The organism is Cellulomonas iranensis NBRC 101100 = JCM 18110 (assembly GCF_001552375.1).
GTDB classification, from domain to species: Bacteria; Actinomycetota; Actinomycetes; order Actinomycetales; family Cellulomonadaceae; genus Cellulomonas; species Cellulomonas iranensis.
Map to the genome: position 1 here is coordinate 13852 of NZ_BCRB01000027.1, position 14761 is coordinate 28612.

13 protein-coding genes are annotated in these 14761 nt (G+C 76.3%); 5 read left to right on the forward strand and 8 right to left on the reverse strand.

Features of this window, described 5'->3' with window-relative positions:
* Positions 1 to 280: 280 nt before the first annotated feature.
* Genes CS2_RS07860 through CS2_RS07870 form a run of 3 tightly spaced genes read left to right on the forward strand, consistent with a single transcriptional unit; the run spans position 281 to position 4895 of the window.
* Positions 281 to 1279 carry an AAA family ATPase gene (locus CS2_RS07860; protein WP_046528176.1) on the forward strand — a complete coding sequence of 333 codons (999 nt, stop codon included), beginning with the start codon at positions 281 to 283 and terminating at the stop codon, positions 1277 to 1279.
* A complete protein-coding gene (locus CS2_RS07865; RefSeq protein ID WP_070319551.1) occupies positions 1279 to 2535 on the forward strand; it encodes a DUF58 domain-containing protein in 1257 nt (418 codons plus the stop codon). The genes CS2_RS07860 and CS2_RS07865 overlap by 1 nt, the downstream gene beginning before the upstream one ends.
* Positions 2532 to 4895, forward strand: coding sequence for a transglutaminase domain-containing protein (locus CS2_RS07870; RefSeq protein ID WP_070319552.1), 2364 nt, complete (start codon positions 2532 to 2534; stop codon positions 4893 to 4895). The genes CS2_RS07865 and CS2_RS07870 overlap by 4 nt, the downstream gene beginning before the upstream one ends.
* Here the strand turns inward: CS2_RS07870 and CS2_RS07875 are convergent.
* The 3 genes from CS2_RS07875 to CS2_RS07885 all read right to left on the reverse strand — a co-directional run bounded on the left by CS2_RS07875 (position 4882) and on the right by CS2_RS07885 (position 6268).
* Positions 4882 to 5190, reverse strand: coding sequence for a putative quinol monooxygenase (locus CS2_RS07875; protein ID WP_046530468.1), 309 nt, complete (start codon positions 5188 to 5190; stop codon positions 4882 to 4884). The two genes, CS2_RS07870 and CS2_RS07875, sit on opposite strands and share 14 nt — an antisense overlap.
* An 81-nt stretch (positions 5191 to 5271) precedes the next feature.
* Positions 5272 to 5676, reverse strand: coding sequence for an SCO2097 family morphological protein (locus CS2_RS07880; RefSeq protein WP_046528173.1), 405 nt, complete (start codon positions 5674 to 5676; stop codon positions 5272 to 5274).
* A gap of 151 nt (positions 5677 to 5827) precedes the next feature.
* Complete coding sequence (locus tag CS2_RS07885) at positions 5828 to 6268, reverse strand: SAV_6107 family HEPN domain-containing protein (protein ID WP_226235839.1); 441 nt, start codon at positions 6266 to 6268, stop codon at positions 5828 to 5830.
* Positions 6269 to 6463: 195 nt separating this feature from the next.
* On the opposite strand from CS2_RS07885, the gene CS2_RS07890 reads away from it, so the two are divergent.
* Positions 6464 to 7318, forward strand: coding sequence for a spermidine synthase (locus CS2_RS07890; RefSeq protein WP_226235841.1), 855 nt, complete (start codon positions 6464 to 6466; stop codon positions 7316 to 7318).
* Positions 7319 to 7385: 67 nt separating this feature from the next.
* Here the strand turns inward: CS2_RS07890 and CS2_RS07895 are convergent, their stop codons facing one another.
* The 5 genes from CS2_RS07895 to CS2_RS07915 form a co-directional block, all read right to left on the reverse strand.
* Positions 7386 to 7589, reverse strand: a complete 204-nt coding sequence (locus CS2_RS07895; RefSeq protein WP_046528172.1) for a cold-shock protein — start codon at positions 7587 to 7589, stop codon at positions 7386 to 7388.
* Between the two features lie 314 nt (positions 7590 to 7903).
* Positions 7904 to 8842: a proteasome assembly chaperone family protein gene (locus CS2_RS07900; protein ID WP_070319553.1), complete on the reverse strand. Its 939-nt coding sequence runs from the start codon at positions 8840 to 8842 to the stop codon at positions 7904 to 7906.
* Between the two features lie 119 nt (positions 8843 to 8961).
* The gene (locus CS2_RS07905; protein WP_046528170.1) at positions 8962 to 9399 is read right to left on the reverse strand and encodes a response regulator; all 438 of its coding nucleotides are present in this window, start codon (positions 9397 to 9399) and stop codon (positions 8962 to 8964) included.
* Entirely contained in the window at positions 9400 to 10998 is a 1599-nt protein-coding gene (locus tag CS2_RS07910) for a sensor histidine kinase (RefSeq protein WP_233421111.1), read from the reverse strand.
* On the reverse strand, positions 10995 to 12209 hold the full coding sequence (locus CS2_RS07915; protein ID WP_070319563.1) for a PP2C family protein-serine/threonine phosphatase: 1215 nt from the start codon (positions 12207 to 12209) through the stop codon (positions 10995 to 10997). The genes CS2_RS07910 and CS2_RS07915 overlap by 4 nt, the downstream gene beginning before the upstream one ends.
* 215 nt (positions 12210 to 12424) lie before the next feature.
* Here CS2_RS07915 and CS2_RS07920 point away from each other — a divergent pair, with 215 nt between their 5' ends.
* Entirely contained in the window at positions 12425 to 14674 is a 2250-nt protein-coding gene (locus CS2_RS07920; RefSeq protein WP_070319564.1) for a HelD family protein, read from the forward strand.
* The last annotated feature ends 87 nt before the right edge of the window (positions 14675 to 14761 follow it).

Below are 14761 nucleotides of genomic sequence, written 5' to 3' on the forward strand. Positions count from 1 at the left end.
GGACGCGCCCGGTGGCGCCGCGGTGCGTCGCGCGCGGTCGGGACGCCGGACGAACCGGGGCCAACCCCGGCAATACGACCCCGCCACGGGCGCTCGGACGCCACCGGCGCCCCCCTGCGGCCCCGGCGCGGCACCCGGGTGGGGCGATGTGGAGGGACGCGGGCCGCACGGCCGCGCACGACGCGGGCGACCACGGACGGACGACCCCGGGCGACGAAGGCCACCCGCGGCGCGCGCGCCATGCGTACGCTCGTCCCAGTCCGCCGAGGGAGCCGTACACATGTCGACACCGCCGACCCCGGACGAGCTCGCCGCGCTCGTCGCCGTCACCACCCGCCTGCGCGCGAACGTCGAGTCCGTCGTGACCGGCCGTCCCGAGCTCGTGCGCACGTCGCTCGCCGTCCTGCTGGCCGAGGGCCACCTGCTGCTCGAGGACGTGCCCGGCGTCGGCAAGACGACGCTCGCCAAGGCGATCGCGCGCAGCATCGACGCCTCGGTGGGGCGGATCCAGTTCACGCCGGACCTGCTGCCGAGCGACCTCACGGGCGTCAACATCTTCCGGGCGCAGACCCACGAGTTCGAGTTCCGGCCCGGGCCCGTCTTCGCGCACGTGGTCATCGGGGACGAGATCAACCGCGCGTCGCCGAAGACGCAGTCCGCGCTGCTCGAGTGCATGCAGGAGGCGCAGGCCACGGTCGACGGCCGCTCCTACCCCCTGCCCCGCCCGTTCCTCGTCGTCGCGACGCAGAACCCGGTCGAGATGGAGGGCACGTACCCGCTCCCCGAGGCGCAGCGCGACCGGTTCATGGCACGACTCACCGTCGGCTACCCGAGCGTCGAGGCGGAGCTCGACATGCTCGACGCGCAGGAGACCGCGGACCCGCTCGCGCGGCTGCGACCCGTCACCGACGCGGCCGAGGTCCAGCGCTGCGTCGACGTCGCGCGCCGGCTCTACGCGGCACCCGCCGTCAAGCGCTACGTGGTCGACCTCGTGACCGCGACGCGCGAGGACCCGGGCCTGCGGCTCGGCGCGTCGCCGCGCGCCGCGATCCAGCTGCTGCGGGCGTCGAAGTCGCTCGCCGCGATGGCGGGACGCGACCACGTGCTGCCCGACGACGTGCAGGAGCTCGCGGTCGCGGTGCTCGCGCACCGCCTGCTCCCGAGCACCGAGGCGCGGCTGTCCGGACGCACGACGCAGGACGTGGTCGCCGCCGTCGTCGCCCGCACGCCGCTGCCGGTCGCCACGACCGCCGCACCCGCCCGGCAGACCGCGGGCTGATGCGTCAGCGTCCGACCGCCCGGGGCTGGGCGCTCGCCGCGGCGGGTCTCGTCGCGCTGCAGGTCGGGATCGGCCTCGGCTCGCTCGACCTCGTCCGGATCGGCGTCCTGCTGCTGGCCCTGCCCGTGGTCGCGCTCGCGGTCGCGGTCGCGGTCGACGCGGCCCGCGGACGACGGGGACTCGCCGTCCGGCGGTCCGTGCTGCCGGACCCGGTGCACGCGGGTGAGGAGTCCCAGGTGGAGGTCGAGGTCCGCGCCACCGACCGCGCGGGCCGCGCACGCCTCGCGGGTCTGCGGTTCTCGGAGCAGGCGGCGGTCGAGCTCTCGGGCGGTCGGGCCCTGCGCGCGCGCGTCGTGCGCCGGCCGGAGACGGCCAGCGTCCGCTACACCGTGCGCGCCGGCCGGCGGGGTCGTTGGCCGCTGGGGCCGCTGGTCGTGACGCGCGTCGACACCTTCGGCGTCGTGCGCTCGCGCGCGACCCTCGGCGACGAGACCCAGGTGGCCGTGTGGCCCGCCGTCGCGGCCCTCCCCGCCCCCTCCGACGTCCTGGTGGGCGAGCCCGACCGCGTCGCGCTCGGTGCGCGCACCCCGTCGACCGACGACGCCCACCTGCGCGACTACCGCGAGGGCGACGACCTGCGCCGCGTGCACTGGCGCTCGAGCGCACGCCGCGGCTCGCTGCTGGTGCGCTCGGACGAGCGTGCCGGGCTGCGCCCGGTGACCGTGCTGCTCGACCTGCCCGTGCGCGCGAGCGCGGCCGAGTGGACGATCTCGCTGACCGCGTCGATGGCGCTCGCGATGCTCGACGCCGGGCACCCCGTGCGCCTGGCGGGTGCCGGCGTCGCACCGGGCGGGGGGTCGGGCGCGTCGCCGTTCGTCCACGCCCGCAGCGGCCCGGAGTCGCGCGCGGCGCTGCTCGACCTGACGATCGACCTCGAGCCGGCCCGGTCGGCGCCCGAGGGTGAGGCCGCGCTCGTCGACGCGGTCCGCGTCCTGGGCACCAGCCAGACGGGCGGCGAGATCGTGCTCGCGGCCCTCGGACCGTTGACCCCGGGGGCTCGGGCCGGCCTCGCGCACCTCGGTGACGCCGCGCAGGCGTGGGCGGTCGTCCGCGAGGACGGCCGGACCTCCGGCGACGCACGCGACGCGCACGCCACGGTGCTGGCGCTGCGCCGAGCGGGATGGCGCGCCGTGCAGGTCACCACGGGCACGGACCTGCAGACCTGCTGGCTCGAGCTGCTGGGGGGCGCACGATGACGCCGACCCCCGAGCAGGGCGCGCGCGCGTGGCTCGGCGCCGCGCTGGGCGTCCTCGCGACCTGGGCAGCGCTGCTCGCGCTGTCGGGGCTCATCGTGGGGACGCGGTGGCTCGTCGTCGCCGGGGCCGCGGTGCTCGTCGTCGGCGCGACGACCGCGCTGACCCGGGCGCTCACCCGCCGGTGGTGGGTGCCGACCGCCGCCGGTGCCGCGGTCGCGGTCGTGGGGCTCGTCCTGCGCTACGGCGCACCACCGGGACGACCGCAGTTCCTGCCCGACCTCGACGCGCTGCGCCGTGCGTGGGCGACCGCGCAGCAGGGCGTGGCGGTCGTGAACGACTCCTTCGTGCCGATGCCGGACGTGCGTCCGGGCGAGATGCTCGTCGTCGTCGGCGCGGTCGCCGTGCTCCTGCTCGTCGACGCGGCGGTGCTCGCGCTCCGGGTGCCGGCGCTGGCCGGCGCCCCGCTGCTCGCGCTCTGGGTGCCCGCCGTCGTGCTCGGCTTCCCCGCAGGCGCCACGGCCGTCTTCTGGACCGCCACCGCCTACCTCGCGCTGCTCGCCTACGGCGCCGCACCCCTGCACGTGCACGCCGGGCGCGCGCCCCGCGCGGTCGTCGCCGCCGTGACGGCGGCGGCCCTGGCCGGGTTGACCGTCGTGGCCGGCCCGCCGCTGATGGACGCGCCCGGCTGGGCGAGCGTCTCGCTGCCGACGTTCGGGTCGGGAGCGGTCGGGCCGCTCGAGCTCAGCGACGACCTCGACCTGCGTGACAGCCTCGGCCAGCGCTCGGGGCAGGTCGTGCTGACGTACCGGGTCGTCGACCCCACCGCCGGGCCCGACGCGGCGGCGGACGACCCCGGCGCGGACGACGACGCCGCCGGGGCGCCGGGCCCCGAGGACGCGGACGACGACGCCACCGGGCCGCCCGTCCCCGAGGACGCCGGCGACGACGCAGCGGCGGCGCCCGCCGTCGACGCGCGCCTCGTGGGCCCGCTCCGGGCCTTCACCCTCGCGACGTTCGACGGCCGGCTCTGGGAGCGCACGGACTCGGACCGTCTCACCGACTGGGACCCCGCGCTGCTGCTGTCCTCCGACCCCGCCCTGCGCGGCGTGCCGCCGTCGCCCGAGGCCGGCACGCTCGCGCAGGTGGACGTCTCGGTCGGCGCGCTGCGGGAGCGGCGGCTGCCGCTGAGCACGTTCGCCCGCACGCTGACGGTCGAGGGAGCGTGGGCGTACGACCAGCAGCGCGACGAGGTCGTCGGCGAGCGCGCGACGCGCGAGGGCCTCACCTACGCGATGCAGGTGCAGGTGCCGTCGCTCAGCGCGGCCGACCTCCGCGGGGCCGAGGTCGGGGTGCCCGAGGACGCGGAGCTGTACACCGCGGTGCCCGCGACGCAGCACCGGGACGACATCGCGGCGCTCGCCGCCGAGCTGACGGCCGACGCGCAGGGCCCGTACGAGCAGGCGCTCGCGCTGCAGACCTGGTTGCGCTCGATCGCCAACTTCACGTACGACACGCGCGTGCCCCCCGCACGGTCGTCCGACGCCGTGTGGGACTTCCTGGAGGACCGGCGCGGGTACTGCGTGCAGTTCGCGACCGCGATGGCGATCATGGCTCGCACGCTCGACATCCCGTCCCGCGTCGGCGTGGGGTTCCTGCCCGGCGAGCGGAACCGGGACGGCGAGTACGTCGTCACGGGCCGGCTCGCGCACGCGTGGCCCGAGCTGTACTTCGACGGTCAGGGATGGGTGCGGTTCGAGCCGACGCCGGCGTCGCAGACCGGCCCGCCACCCGTCTGGGCGGACCCGTTCGCGGCGACGACGGCGACCGACCAGGTCCCGGAGGACGACCTCGACGCCGTCGAGCCCGGCGCAGCCCCGTCCGCGGCCCCGACCGCGCAACCGTCGACCCCGCCGTCGTCCGTGGACGACGCGAGCACCCCGTGGGTGCCGGTCGCGGTGGGCACCGCCGTGGGCACCGTCCTGCTGCTGGGCGCGGGCGCCCTCGTGCTCGTCGCCCGGCGGCGGCGCGCGTCCGCGGCCTCCCCGGAGCACGCGTGGACGCTCCTGCGGCGCGAGCTGGCGCGCGCCGACCTGCGCTGGTCCGACTCCGACAGTCCTCGCGCCGCGGTGCGACGGGTGCGCACCACGCTCGAGGAGCGCACCGGGGTCCCGCTGGCGGGGGCGCCGCTCGCCGCGCTCGAGCACCTCGCGACGGCCGTCGAGCAGGCGCGGTACGCACCGACGCCGGCGCCGGTCCGGCCGGGCGAGCTCGACGCGTGGCGGCTGGCGGTCCGCGCGGGCGTCGACGAGGCGGTCGCGTCGTCGACGGCGCGCCGCCGGGAGCAGGTCACGGCACGGTGATCGGCACGTCCTCGTAGGTCGACACGACCGGACCGGAGGCGAGCAGGCCGTGCCACCGCTCGATCAGGGCGCGCATGCGCGGATCGTGCTCGACGCGTTCCTGGTCACGACGCCAGGTCGCCTCGTCGGCGTACTCCATGATCTCGACGAAGGCGTCCGGGTCGGTGGTCGACCACTGCAGCCGCACGGCGACGCCGTCGGGCTCCTCGTAGACGGCGCGCGCCTCGGCGAGGAACGACTCGACCGCGGGCCGCGCGCCCGGGAGCGCACGAGCGTGCAGGTAGAGATGGATCACGCGGCCGAGCGTGCCACCGGGCACGCCCCAGCGGTCGGGACGGACGTCCCCGTCACCGTCCGCGCACGTCGAGGCGCGTCGTCAGCGTCCGTCGCCGTCGCGGCGCCGGTCCCACCGCTCCTCGAAGCGCGACATGAAGCCCTGCTTCTTCTTCGCCGCCGTGCGACCCGGGGCGGGGCGGACGGTCCCGTCCGGGGCCACGGTGCCCTGGGGGCCGCGAGGCGTGCCGTGCGGCCCCGCGAACGCGAACCCGACCGCGGCGAACATCACGACGAACCCGGCGGCGCCGAGCCACGGGAGCGACGTCGCGGCGCCCACGACCAGCAGCAGCAGGCCGACGACCGCGCCGACTCCGGCGACGACGTAGCGCACGACGGGCCGTCGCCCACCTCGCTGGGTGAGCGTGTTGGCGAGCCGCGGGTCGTCAGACGTCAGCTGACGCTCCATCTGCTCGAGCACGCGCTGCTCGTACTCGGAGAGTGGCATCCCGACCCCCGTCGCACTCCAATGGACTCTTCGCCTCAGGATAGATCGGCTCACACCAACGTGGTAGTCGAGCAGTCCCTGCGGCAGGGCGATCATCATGCGTCACGAACCTGTGCGAGCGCCACCGCCGGGCGTGTCGCGCACCGAGGCTTCACCTGCCCGCCACCGCACGCACCTCACCCCCGTCCGCCGCGTCACGCACGAGGACGGCGCGGACCGCGTCGACCATGTCCTCCGCGGCGCACAACGTCCGCTCGGCACGCGCCGGGGTCACGAGCTCGAACCTCCCCGCGTCCACCGCCGACCGGAGCGTCGCCGCGTGCGCGAAGAAGGCCGCCTGGGCGTGGAGCTCGGGGGCCACCACGTCCAGCATGCCCCAGACGGTCCGGGGCGCCCCCCGGCCCGTCGGGCGACCGCGAGCGGCGACGAGGGCCGCACCGGCGCGCAGGGCGGCCATGTGCGCGTGCGAGAACATCTCCCACGGCTCGCCCGAGAACTGCGCCGCGAGCAGCTCGGCGTCGGCACGCCCGAGCAGCTCGCTCGTCTGCGGGGGCAGCGACCCGGGGTGCAGCACGACGACCTCAGCGCTCACGACCGCCACCTCCCTCGACCGGCGGGACTCCCGCCACCGGTCCATCTTCGAACACGTGTTCGACTCCGTCAACAGCTGCCGCCCACAGCAGCCGCCACGACGTACGGTGTGCGCGTGGCTGCCCGACGTCGTGATGCATCGTCCCGCCGACCACCGACATCGACGGCGACGGCGCCGACCTGGCCGGACGGCCCCGTGCCGATCACGACCGGCACGGCCGAGGTCGTCCCCGAGCCCGGCCGCCCCCGCGCCGCGACGCTCCTGGTCAACGGCGTGCCGAGCTCGTTCGTCGACCTCGACGACCCCGCTCTGCTCGACTTCGAGTACATGCAGCAGGCGGCCGCCGTGATCGACGTGGTCGCGGCCACCCGCCCCGACCTGTCGGTGCTGCACCTCGGCGCCGGCGGGTGCGCGCTCGCCCGCGCGCTGGCGCACCGGCACCCGCACGTCCGACAGCTCGCCGTCGAGCTCGACGGCGAGCTCGCCCGCCTGGCGCGCGAGTGGTTCGCCCTCCCCCGCGCGCCGCACCTGCGCCTGCGCACGGGCGAGGCGCGCGCCGAGCTCGCGACGCTGCCCGACGCGTCGTTCGACGTCGTGGTGCGGGACGTCTTCGCGGGCGACCGGACCCCGGACCACCTCACGACGCTCGAGCTCACGCGCGACGTGGCGCGCGTGCTGCGCCCGGGCGGCGTCTACCTGGCGAACTGCGCCGACCGTCCGCCGCTGGCGCTCGCGCGCGCCGAGCTCGCCACGCTCGCGGCGGCGTTCGCGCGCATCGGCGTCGTCGCCGAGCCCGCGCTGCTGCGGGGGCGGCGCTACGGCAACCTCGTCCTGGTCGGCACCGACGACCCCTCGCTGCTCGACGACCCGGGCCTGGACCGGACGCTGCGGACGCTGCCGGTGCCGGCGCGCCTGCTGACCGACGGCGAGACGCGCGTGCTCGCGGGCCGCGCGACGCCGCGCCACGACCCGCCCACGCCCGCCGAGGGGACGGCGGGCGGCGCGGGCGAGGTCGGGCGCGCGCCGGGCGCCCCGACCCCCCGGGCATGACGCGGGGCCGCACCGTCGGACGGTGCGGCCCCGCATCGGCGCCCCGGCGTCGCGCCGGGGACGCGGGTCACAGCGGGCGGACGTGCTCCGCCTGCGGACCCTTCTGACCCTGCGTGATGTCGAACTCCACGCGCTGCCCCTCGTCGAGCGAGCGGTAGCCCTGCGTGTCGATCGCCGAGTAGTGCACGAAGACGTCGGCACCGCCGTCGTCCTGCGCGATGAACCCGAAGCCCTTCTCGGCGTTGAACCACTTGACCGAGCCCTGTGCCATGTCCCGCATCCTTCTGTCCCACCGTGTGACGGTGCGCGCCGACTGCCCGCACCGCGCCGCAATGCCTCACGTCCTGCACCGGGCGGTCCGGTCCCCACGGGGACGGGCGGAACCTCATGCCACCGCGACCGAGGTCACGGCGCGAGACCGGTCGAGCGTCCGTACGTCACTGCAACGCTCGCGATCCTTTCACGCCGGTGTGGCGTACGCCACGGAACGGGCCGTTTCGTCCCCCGCGGGACGGCAACGATCCGGTCACGACGCCCCCGGCACCGAGCGCTCGCGCGCGGGCGACCGGCACGGCGGCGGACGGGTCAGCCCTCGTCCCCGCCCTCGTCCACCTGGGTCGCCAGGAAGCGCTCGAGCTCGGCGCCGATCTCTTCGGCGGTCGGCAGGTCGGTCGCCTGGGCCAGCAGGCTCGTCCGCCCCACGCTGCGCGTGAACGCGTCGTACTGCTCCTCGAGGGCCTGCACGACCGCCGCGACCTCGCTCGACCCCTCGACCTGACGCTCGACCTCGCGCGTCGCCTCGGCGGCCGCGGGCTCGAGGTCGGCGAGCCGCAGGTCGAGCCCGGCCGCGCGCTGGACGTGCCGCAGACCCGCGAGACCCGCAGCGGGGTACGGCGACTGCGCGAGGTAGTGCGGCACGTGCACCGCGAAGCCCATCGCGTCGTGACCCGCCTCGCCGAGACGCAGCTCGAGCAGCGCCGACGCGCTGGCCGGCACCTGCACGGTTCCGAAGAACGACGTGTGGTCCGCCACGAGGTCGGCGCGCGTCGCGTGCGCGGTCACCGAGATCGGCCGCGTGTGCGGCACGCCCATCGGGATGCCGTGCAGCCCGACGACCAGCGGCACGTCGAACCGCTCGACGACCTGGCGCACCGCGGCGACCCAGCGCTCCCACTGCACGTCGGGCTCGAGCCCGTGCAGCAGCAGGAACGGCGTGCCCTGCGCGTCGTGCAGGAGGTCCACGACGAGCTCGGGCGCGTCGTAGCCCGTCCAGCCCTCGTCGAACGTCATGACGGGGCGGCGCGAGCGGTAGTCGACCAGCTGGTCGACGTCGAACGTCACGAGCCGCTGCGCGGGCCCGCCCGACACGAGGTGGTCGACGGCGACCTGACCCGCGTGGCCGGCGTCGACGAAGCCGCGCACCGCGTGCACCAGCACGGGTCCGGCACCGCCGTCGCGCGTCGCCGCGTCCACGCGCTCGGCCACGTCGACGTCCACGTCGTAGATGTCCCGGGGGTCCAGCATCGCTCACTCGCCTCTCGTCGTGCGGTCGAGAGGTGCAACGCCGGACCCGCCCGGACTCTTCCCGCGCGGCGCCGTGACCTGCGCGGCACCGCGCGGGAGGACCGTGGGGGCCGGCGCGGTCAGTGACCGGGCAGGCGCACGACCTCGACGAAGAACTCGTCGATCTGCCGGACCACGTCGATGAAGCGGTCGAAGTCGACCGGCTTGGTCACGTACGCGTTGGCGTGCAGCGAGTAGGAGCGCAGGACGTCCTCCTCGGCCTCCGACGTCGTCAGGACGACGACGGGGATCGCGCGCAGCGTCGCGTCGGACTTCATGGCCTCGAGCACCTCGCGGCCGTCCATGCGCGGCAGGTTGAGGTCGAGCAGCACGAGGTCGGGCGTCGGGGCGTCGGCGTGCTCGCCCTCCTTGCGCAGGAACTCGAGCGCGCTGACGCCGTCCGCGACCACCGAGAGGCGGTTGCGCACCTTGTTGTGCTCGAACGCCTCGCGCGTCATGAGCACGTCGCCCGGGTCGTCCTCGACCAGCAGCACGTCGATCGGCTTCTGCACGGACACTCAGGCCTGCCCCTCGACCCCGGCGGGCGGGGCGTCGTCCTCGGCCGCCGGCAGCGTCCAGCGGATGCTGGTGCCGTCCCCGGCGGTCTCCGGGATCCAGATCCGACCGCCGTGGAACTCGACGATCTTCTTGCACAGCGCGAGCCCGATCCCGGTGCCCTCGTACAGGTCCTTGGCGTGCAGCCGCTGGAAGATGACGAAGACGCGCTCCGCGTACTGCGGGTCGATGCCGATGCCGTTGTCCCGGCACTCGAACTCCCAGGAGTCTTCCACACGCGTCGCGCTGACGTGGACGTGCGGGACCCGGTCCGGGTGCCGGAACTTCACGGCGTTGCCGACGAGGTTCTGCAGCAGCTGGACCAGCAGCGGCTCCTCGCCCCGGACGACCGGCAGGCCGCCGTGCGTGACGACGGCACCGGTCTCCTCGACGCGCTCCGAGAGCTGGTCGACCGCGCGGTCGAGCGCCTGCGCGACGTCGACGTCGACGACCTCGCCCCCGACGCGACCGACGCGCGAGAACCCCAGCAGGTCCTGGATCAGCCGCTGCATGCGCTTGGCGCCGTCGACCGCGAAGTCGATGTACTGGTCGGCCCGCTCGTCGAGCTGACCCCCGTAGCGCTTCTTGAGCAGCTGCGTGAAGCTCGCGACCTTGCGCAGGGGCTCCTGCAGGTCGTGCGACGCGACGTACGCGAACTGCTCGAGGTCACGGTTGGAGCGCCGCAGCTCCTCGGCCTGCTCGGTCAGCCGGTCGTGCGCGTCGGCGATCTCGCGCCGCGACTCCTCGAGCGCCGCGAGCTGCGTCACGAGCCCGACGCGCATCGCCTCGACGTCGGCCGCGAGCTGCTCGATCTCCCCCGGCCCGTCGACGCGCACGACGTGGCTGAGGTCGCCCGAGGACACCGCGCGGCTCGCGGCCGCGAGCTCGTCCACGGGCGCGAGCACCCAGCGCCGCAGCACGACCCACAGCGTCGTCCCGACCGCGAGCGCCGCGACCACGAGCCCGGCGATGATCAGGGCGGTGAGCCGCTGCCACTGCTCGACCGCCGCGACGGCCTCGAGCCGGTTGGCGCGCAGCTCGGCGTTGTAGACCTCGACGGCCGTGCGCGTCTCGTCGAACAGCACGCGTCCCGTCTCGATCGCGGCGGGGTCGACGGCCGTCGGCCCGCCCGCGGCGACGGCCGCGATCGTGGGCTCGGCGAACTCGTCGTACCAGCGGTCGGCGGCGTCGCGCGCGGCGCGCGCGCTCGCCACGAGCACCTCGTCCTGCGAGGTCCGCTCGACGCGCTGCGCGACGTCCGTGATCGAGTCCTCCTGCTCGCGCGAGCGGTGGTATGGCTCGAGCGTGACGTCGTCACCGGTCAGCGCGTAGCCGCGGACCGCGGTCTCGGCGTCGACGAGGCGGATGTACGCGGCGTCGGCGCGCGTGACCGCGTCGAAGTACGTCTGCGTGACGAGCTCCTGCGCCTGCGACGAGCGGGCCGCGACGTACCCCGTGAGCACGAGCACCGCACCGAGGACCGCGGCCGCGACGCCCAGCAGGACGCCGAGCCGGCGGCGCAGCGTCGCGCGCGGCGGGCCGGGGCGCGCGGACGCCGTCACGCGGGCCACCCGACCAGCACGACCGCCGCGTCGTCGACGAGGTCGCCGCCGTGGCGCTCGCGGACCGCCGACAGCAGCCGGCCGAGCACCGGGTCCTCGTCGGGCGCGACCGCGGCACCGTCGTCCGGCGCCGCGGGCAGCGTCCGGTCGGCGAGCTCGAGCAGCCCCGGCTTGCCCAGCCGCGTGCCGTCGGCGGCGACCGTGGCCTCGAGCAGGCCGTCGGTGTAGAGCAGCACGCGCCACGCGGGCCCCAGGTCGAGGCGGCGCGCGGGCCAGCCGCCGCCCACGGGGATGCCGAGCGCGCGGCCGCGCGCGTCGGCCGGCAGCAGCGACGACGGGTCGCCCACCAGCAGCGGCACGGGGTGGCCCGCGAGGTAGAGGTCGGCCGAGCGCCGGTCGGGGTGGATCGCGAGCATCGTCGCCGTCGTGAACACCTCGGGGCGCGAGCGCTCGGCCTGCAGCACGCGCTCGAGCAGCCCGAGGATCTCGTCGGCCGGGGTCCCCGCGATCACGAGCGTGCGCCACGCGGTGCGCAGCGTCGCGCCGAGCGCCGCCTCGTCGGGGCCGTGCCCGCACACGTCCCCCACCATCACGAGCACCGTCCCGTCGGGACGCTCGACCACGTCGTAGAAGTCGCCGCCCAGCAGGCCGTCGCGCCCCGCGCGGTAGCCGACGCGGACCTCCAGGCGCTCGTCGGTCACGCGCGGCGTGGGGAGCAGCGCGCGCTCGAGGCGCGTCGTCTCCGCGGCACGGACCAGGCTGCGGTAGAGCGCCCGGCCCGTGTCCTCGAGGCGGCGGCGCTGCACCGCGTACCGCACGGAACGCGCGAGGACGTCGGGGTGCACGTCCCCCTTGACGAGGAAGTCCTGCGCGCCCGCCGCGACGGCCTCGAGGCCCGCGTCGGTGCCGGTCAGCCCCGTGAGCACGACGACGGGCGGCGCGCCCGCGTCGAGCACGCGCTGCAGCGCGCTCAGCCCCATCGCGTCGGGCAGACCGAGGTCGAGCAGCACGCAGTCGACGTCGAGGTTCTCGAGCGCCTCGTCGACCGAGCGGGCCCACACGGTCTCGTGCACGAGACCCGCGTCCTGCAGGTGCTCCTGCACCAGGACCGCGTCCCCCTCGTCGTCCTCCACCACGAGGATGCGCAACGGCAGGTCGTCCGCGGTGGAGGCAGGGGGCGCCTCGGCCTCGCGTGCAGCAGAGCCGTGCATGGGGTCCTTCCCGTCGGTGTGCACGCACTGTAAGGCAGGACCGTCACGCACGTGCGACGACGGCGTCGATCGGGTCGTCGCGCGCGTCGTGGCCCGGGCACCCCCGCGACGAGCGGATAATGGACGGCCGCCCGCGACGGGCGGGGGCGGTCGGGCGGGTCCCGACGGCGCCGACGACCGGGCTCGCGCCCGGCACGACGGGGGTGGACGGGCTGGTGGCAGGGATCGACAGCGAGCTGGACGGCGAGCAGCGGGTGGTCGACGGGCTGTACGCGCGCCTCGACGAGCTGCGTGCGCAGGCGCGTCGCCGCCTCGCGTCCGTGCGCCGCGCCGGACCCTCGGGCTCGCCGCAGAACCGCTCGGAGCGCGACGCGTTCGCGACGCTCTACGAGGACCGGGTCGCGCAGCTCGAGGCGGTCGAGGACCGGCTCGCGTTCGGCCGGCTCGACCTGCGCGAGGGCGAGCGCCGCTACATCGGACGGCTCGGGCTCACCGACGAGGAGCAGACGCCGCTGCTGACCGACTGGCGCGCACCGGCCGCGCAGGCGTTCTACCGCGCGACCGCCGCCCACCCGGACGGCGTCGCGCGCCGCCGCCACCTCGTCACGGCCGGCCGGCGCGTCACGGGCCTCGAGGACGACGTGCTCGACGTCGACGCGCTCGCCGCGGCGGGCGTCGACCCCGACTCGCTCGCGGGCGTCTCGGGCGAGGGTGCGCTGCTCGCGGCGCTCGGCGCGGCGCGCACCGGCCGCATGGGCGACATCGTCGCGACCATCCAGGCCGAGCAGGACGCGATCATCCGCTCCGAGCTCGCGGGCGCGCTCGTCGTGCAGGGCGGCCCCGGCACCGGCAAGACCGCCGTCGCGCTGCACCGCGCCGCGTTCCTGCTCTACGCGCACCGCCGCCTGCTCGAGCGCTCGGGCGTGCTGCTCGTCGGCCCGTCGCGCACCTTCCTGCGCTACATCGACCAGGTGCTGCCCTCGCTCGGCGAGACCGGCGTCGTCACCGCGACGCTCGCCGAGCTGTACCCGGGCGTCGAGGCGCGCGGCACCGAGCCCGACGCCGTCGCCGAGATCAAGGGGCGGGCGCTGATGGCGCGCGTCGTCGCGCGGGCCGTGCGCCAGCGGCAGCGCGTGCCCGCGCAGCCCACCAGCGTGCGGATCGACGGCCGCACGGTCGTCGTGCGACCCAAGGACGTCGCGGGGGCCATCGCACGCGCCCGCCGGCAGAACAAGCCGCACAACCTCGCGCGCGTGACGTTCGTGCGCGACATGCTCGCGCGGCTCGCCGACCAGTACGTGCAGCAGCTCGCGTGGGACGTGCCGCCCGAGGACCGCGCGGAGATCGTCGAGGACCTGCGCACGACGCGCGAGATCCGCATCGCGCTCAACCTCGCGTGGATGCCGCTCACGCCCCAGGGCCTGCTCACCGACCTGTGGACCAAGCCCCACCGGCTCGCGGCCGCCGCGCCCGAGCTGTCCGACCGCGAACGCGCGCTGCTGGCCCGGCCCGCGGACGCCCCGTGGACGGCCGCCGACGTGCCGCTGCTCGACGAGGCCGCCGAGCTGCTCGGCGAGGACGACCAGGCCGCCCGCGCGCAGGCGCGGGCCGACGCCGAGCGGCGCACGCAGGAGCTCGAGTACGCGCGCCAGGTGCTGCAGAGCACCGGCGCCGGGGACCTCGTGTCCGCCGAGGCGCTCGCCGACCGGTTCGCGAGCAGCGGGCCGTCGCTGACGACCGCCGAGCGGGCCGCCGCGGACCGCTCGTGGACCTACGGCCACGTGGTCGTCGACGAGGCCCAGGAGCTGTCCGCGATGGCGTGGCGCGCGCTGCTGCGGCGCGTGCCGACGCGGTCGCTGACCATCGTCGGGGACGTCGCGCAGACGTCGTCCGCGGGGGGCACGCACGACTGGGAGGCGATGCTCGGGCCGCTGCTGCGCGGGTCCTGGCGGCTGGCCGAGCTCACCGTCAACTACCGCACGCCCGCGACCGTCGCGCACGCCGCGCGGCGGGTCGCGCTGGCCGCGGGCCTGCCCGTGAGCCCGCAGACGTCGGCGCGGGACGTGCCCGACGCGCTGCGTCTGCACCGGGTCGCCGGCGGCGACGTCACGACGGCCGCCGCGGCGACCGCACGCGAGCTGGCGGCCACGGTCGGCCAGGCCGGCGGTGCGGGGCGCGTCGCGGTGGTCGCGACGCCCGCGCACGCGGCCGCGGTGCGCCGCGCGCTGGACGGCACCGCCGAGGACGCCCCGGGCGGCGAGCTGCCCGACCTCGAGCAGACGCTCGTCGTGCTCACGCCCGGTCAGGCCAAGGGGCTCGAGTTCGACGTCGTCGTGCTCGTCGAGCCCGCCGACGTGCTCGCGGCCTCGGCCGGGGACCTCTACGTCGCGATGACCCGCCCGACCCACGCGCTGCACGTCGTGCACGCGCAGGACCTCCCCCGGGGCTTCGTCGAGCGGTCCTGACGGGCCGCCCGGCGCCCTCCGGCGGCGCGGCGCACCTGCGCCGGGCACGCCGTCCCGTCCCTCGGGACGGCTTTGGTCCGCCCCGCG

Coding starts and splice junctions, on each gene's coding strand:
- CS2_RS07860 (WP_046528176.1), top strand. CDS start 281: ATGTCGACACCGCCGACCCCGGACGAGCTCGCCGCGCTCGTCGCCGTC.
- CS2_RS07865 (WP_070319551.1), top strand. CDS start 1,279: ATGCGTCAGCGTCCGACCGCCCGGGGCTGGGCGCTCGCCGCGGCGGGT.
- CS2_RS07870 (WP_070319552.1), top strand. CDS start 2,532: ATGACGCCGACCCCCGAGCAGGGCGCGCGCGCGTGGCTCGGCGCCGCG.
- CS2_RS07880 (WP_046528173.1), bottom strand. CDS start 5,676: ATGCCACTCTCCGAGTACGAGCAGCGCGTGCTCGAGCAGATGGAGCGT.
- CS2_RS07895 (WP_046528172.1), bottom strand. CDS start 7,589: ATGGCACAGGGCTCGGTCAAGTGGTTCAACGCCGAGAAGGGCTTCGGG.
- CS2_RS07900 (WP_070319553.1), bottom strand. CDS start 8,842: ATGCTGGACCCCCGGGACATCTACGACGTGGACGTCGACGTGGCCGAG.
- CS2_RS07915 (WP_070319563.1), bottom strand. CDS start 12,209: ATGCACGGCTCTGCTGCACGCGAGGCCGAGGCGCCCCCTGCCTCCACC.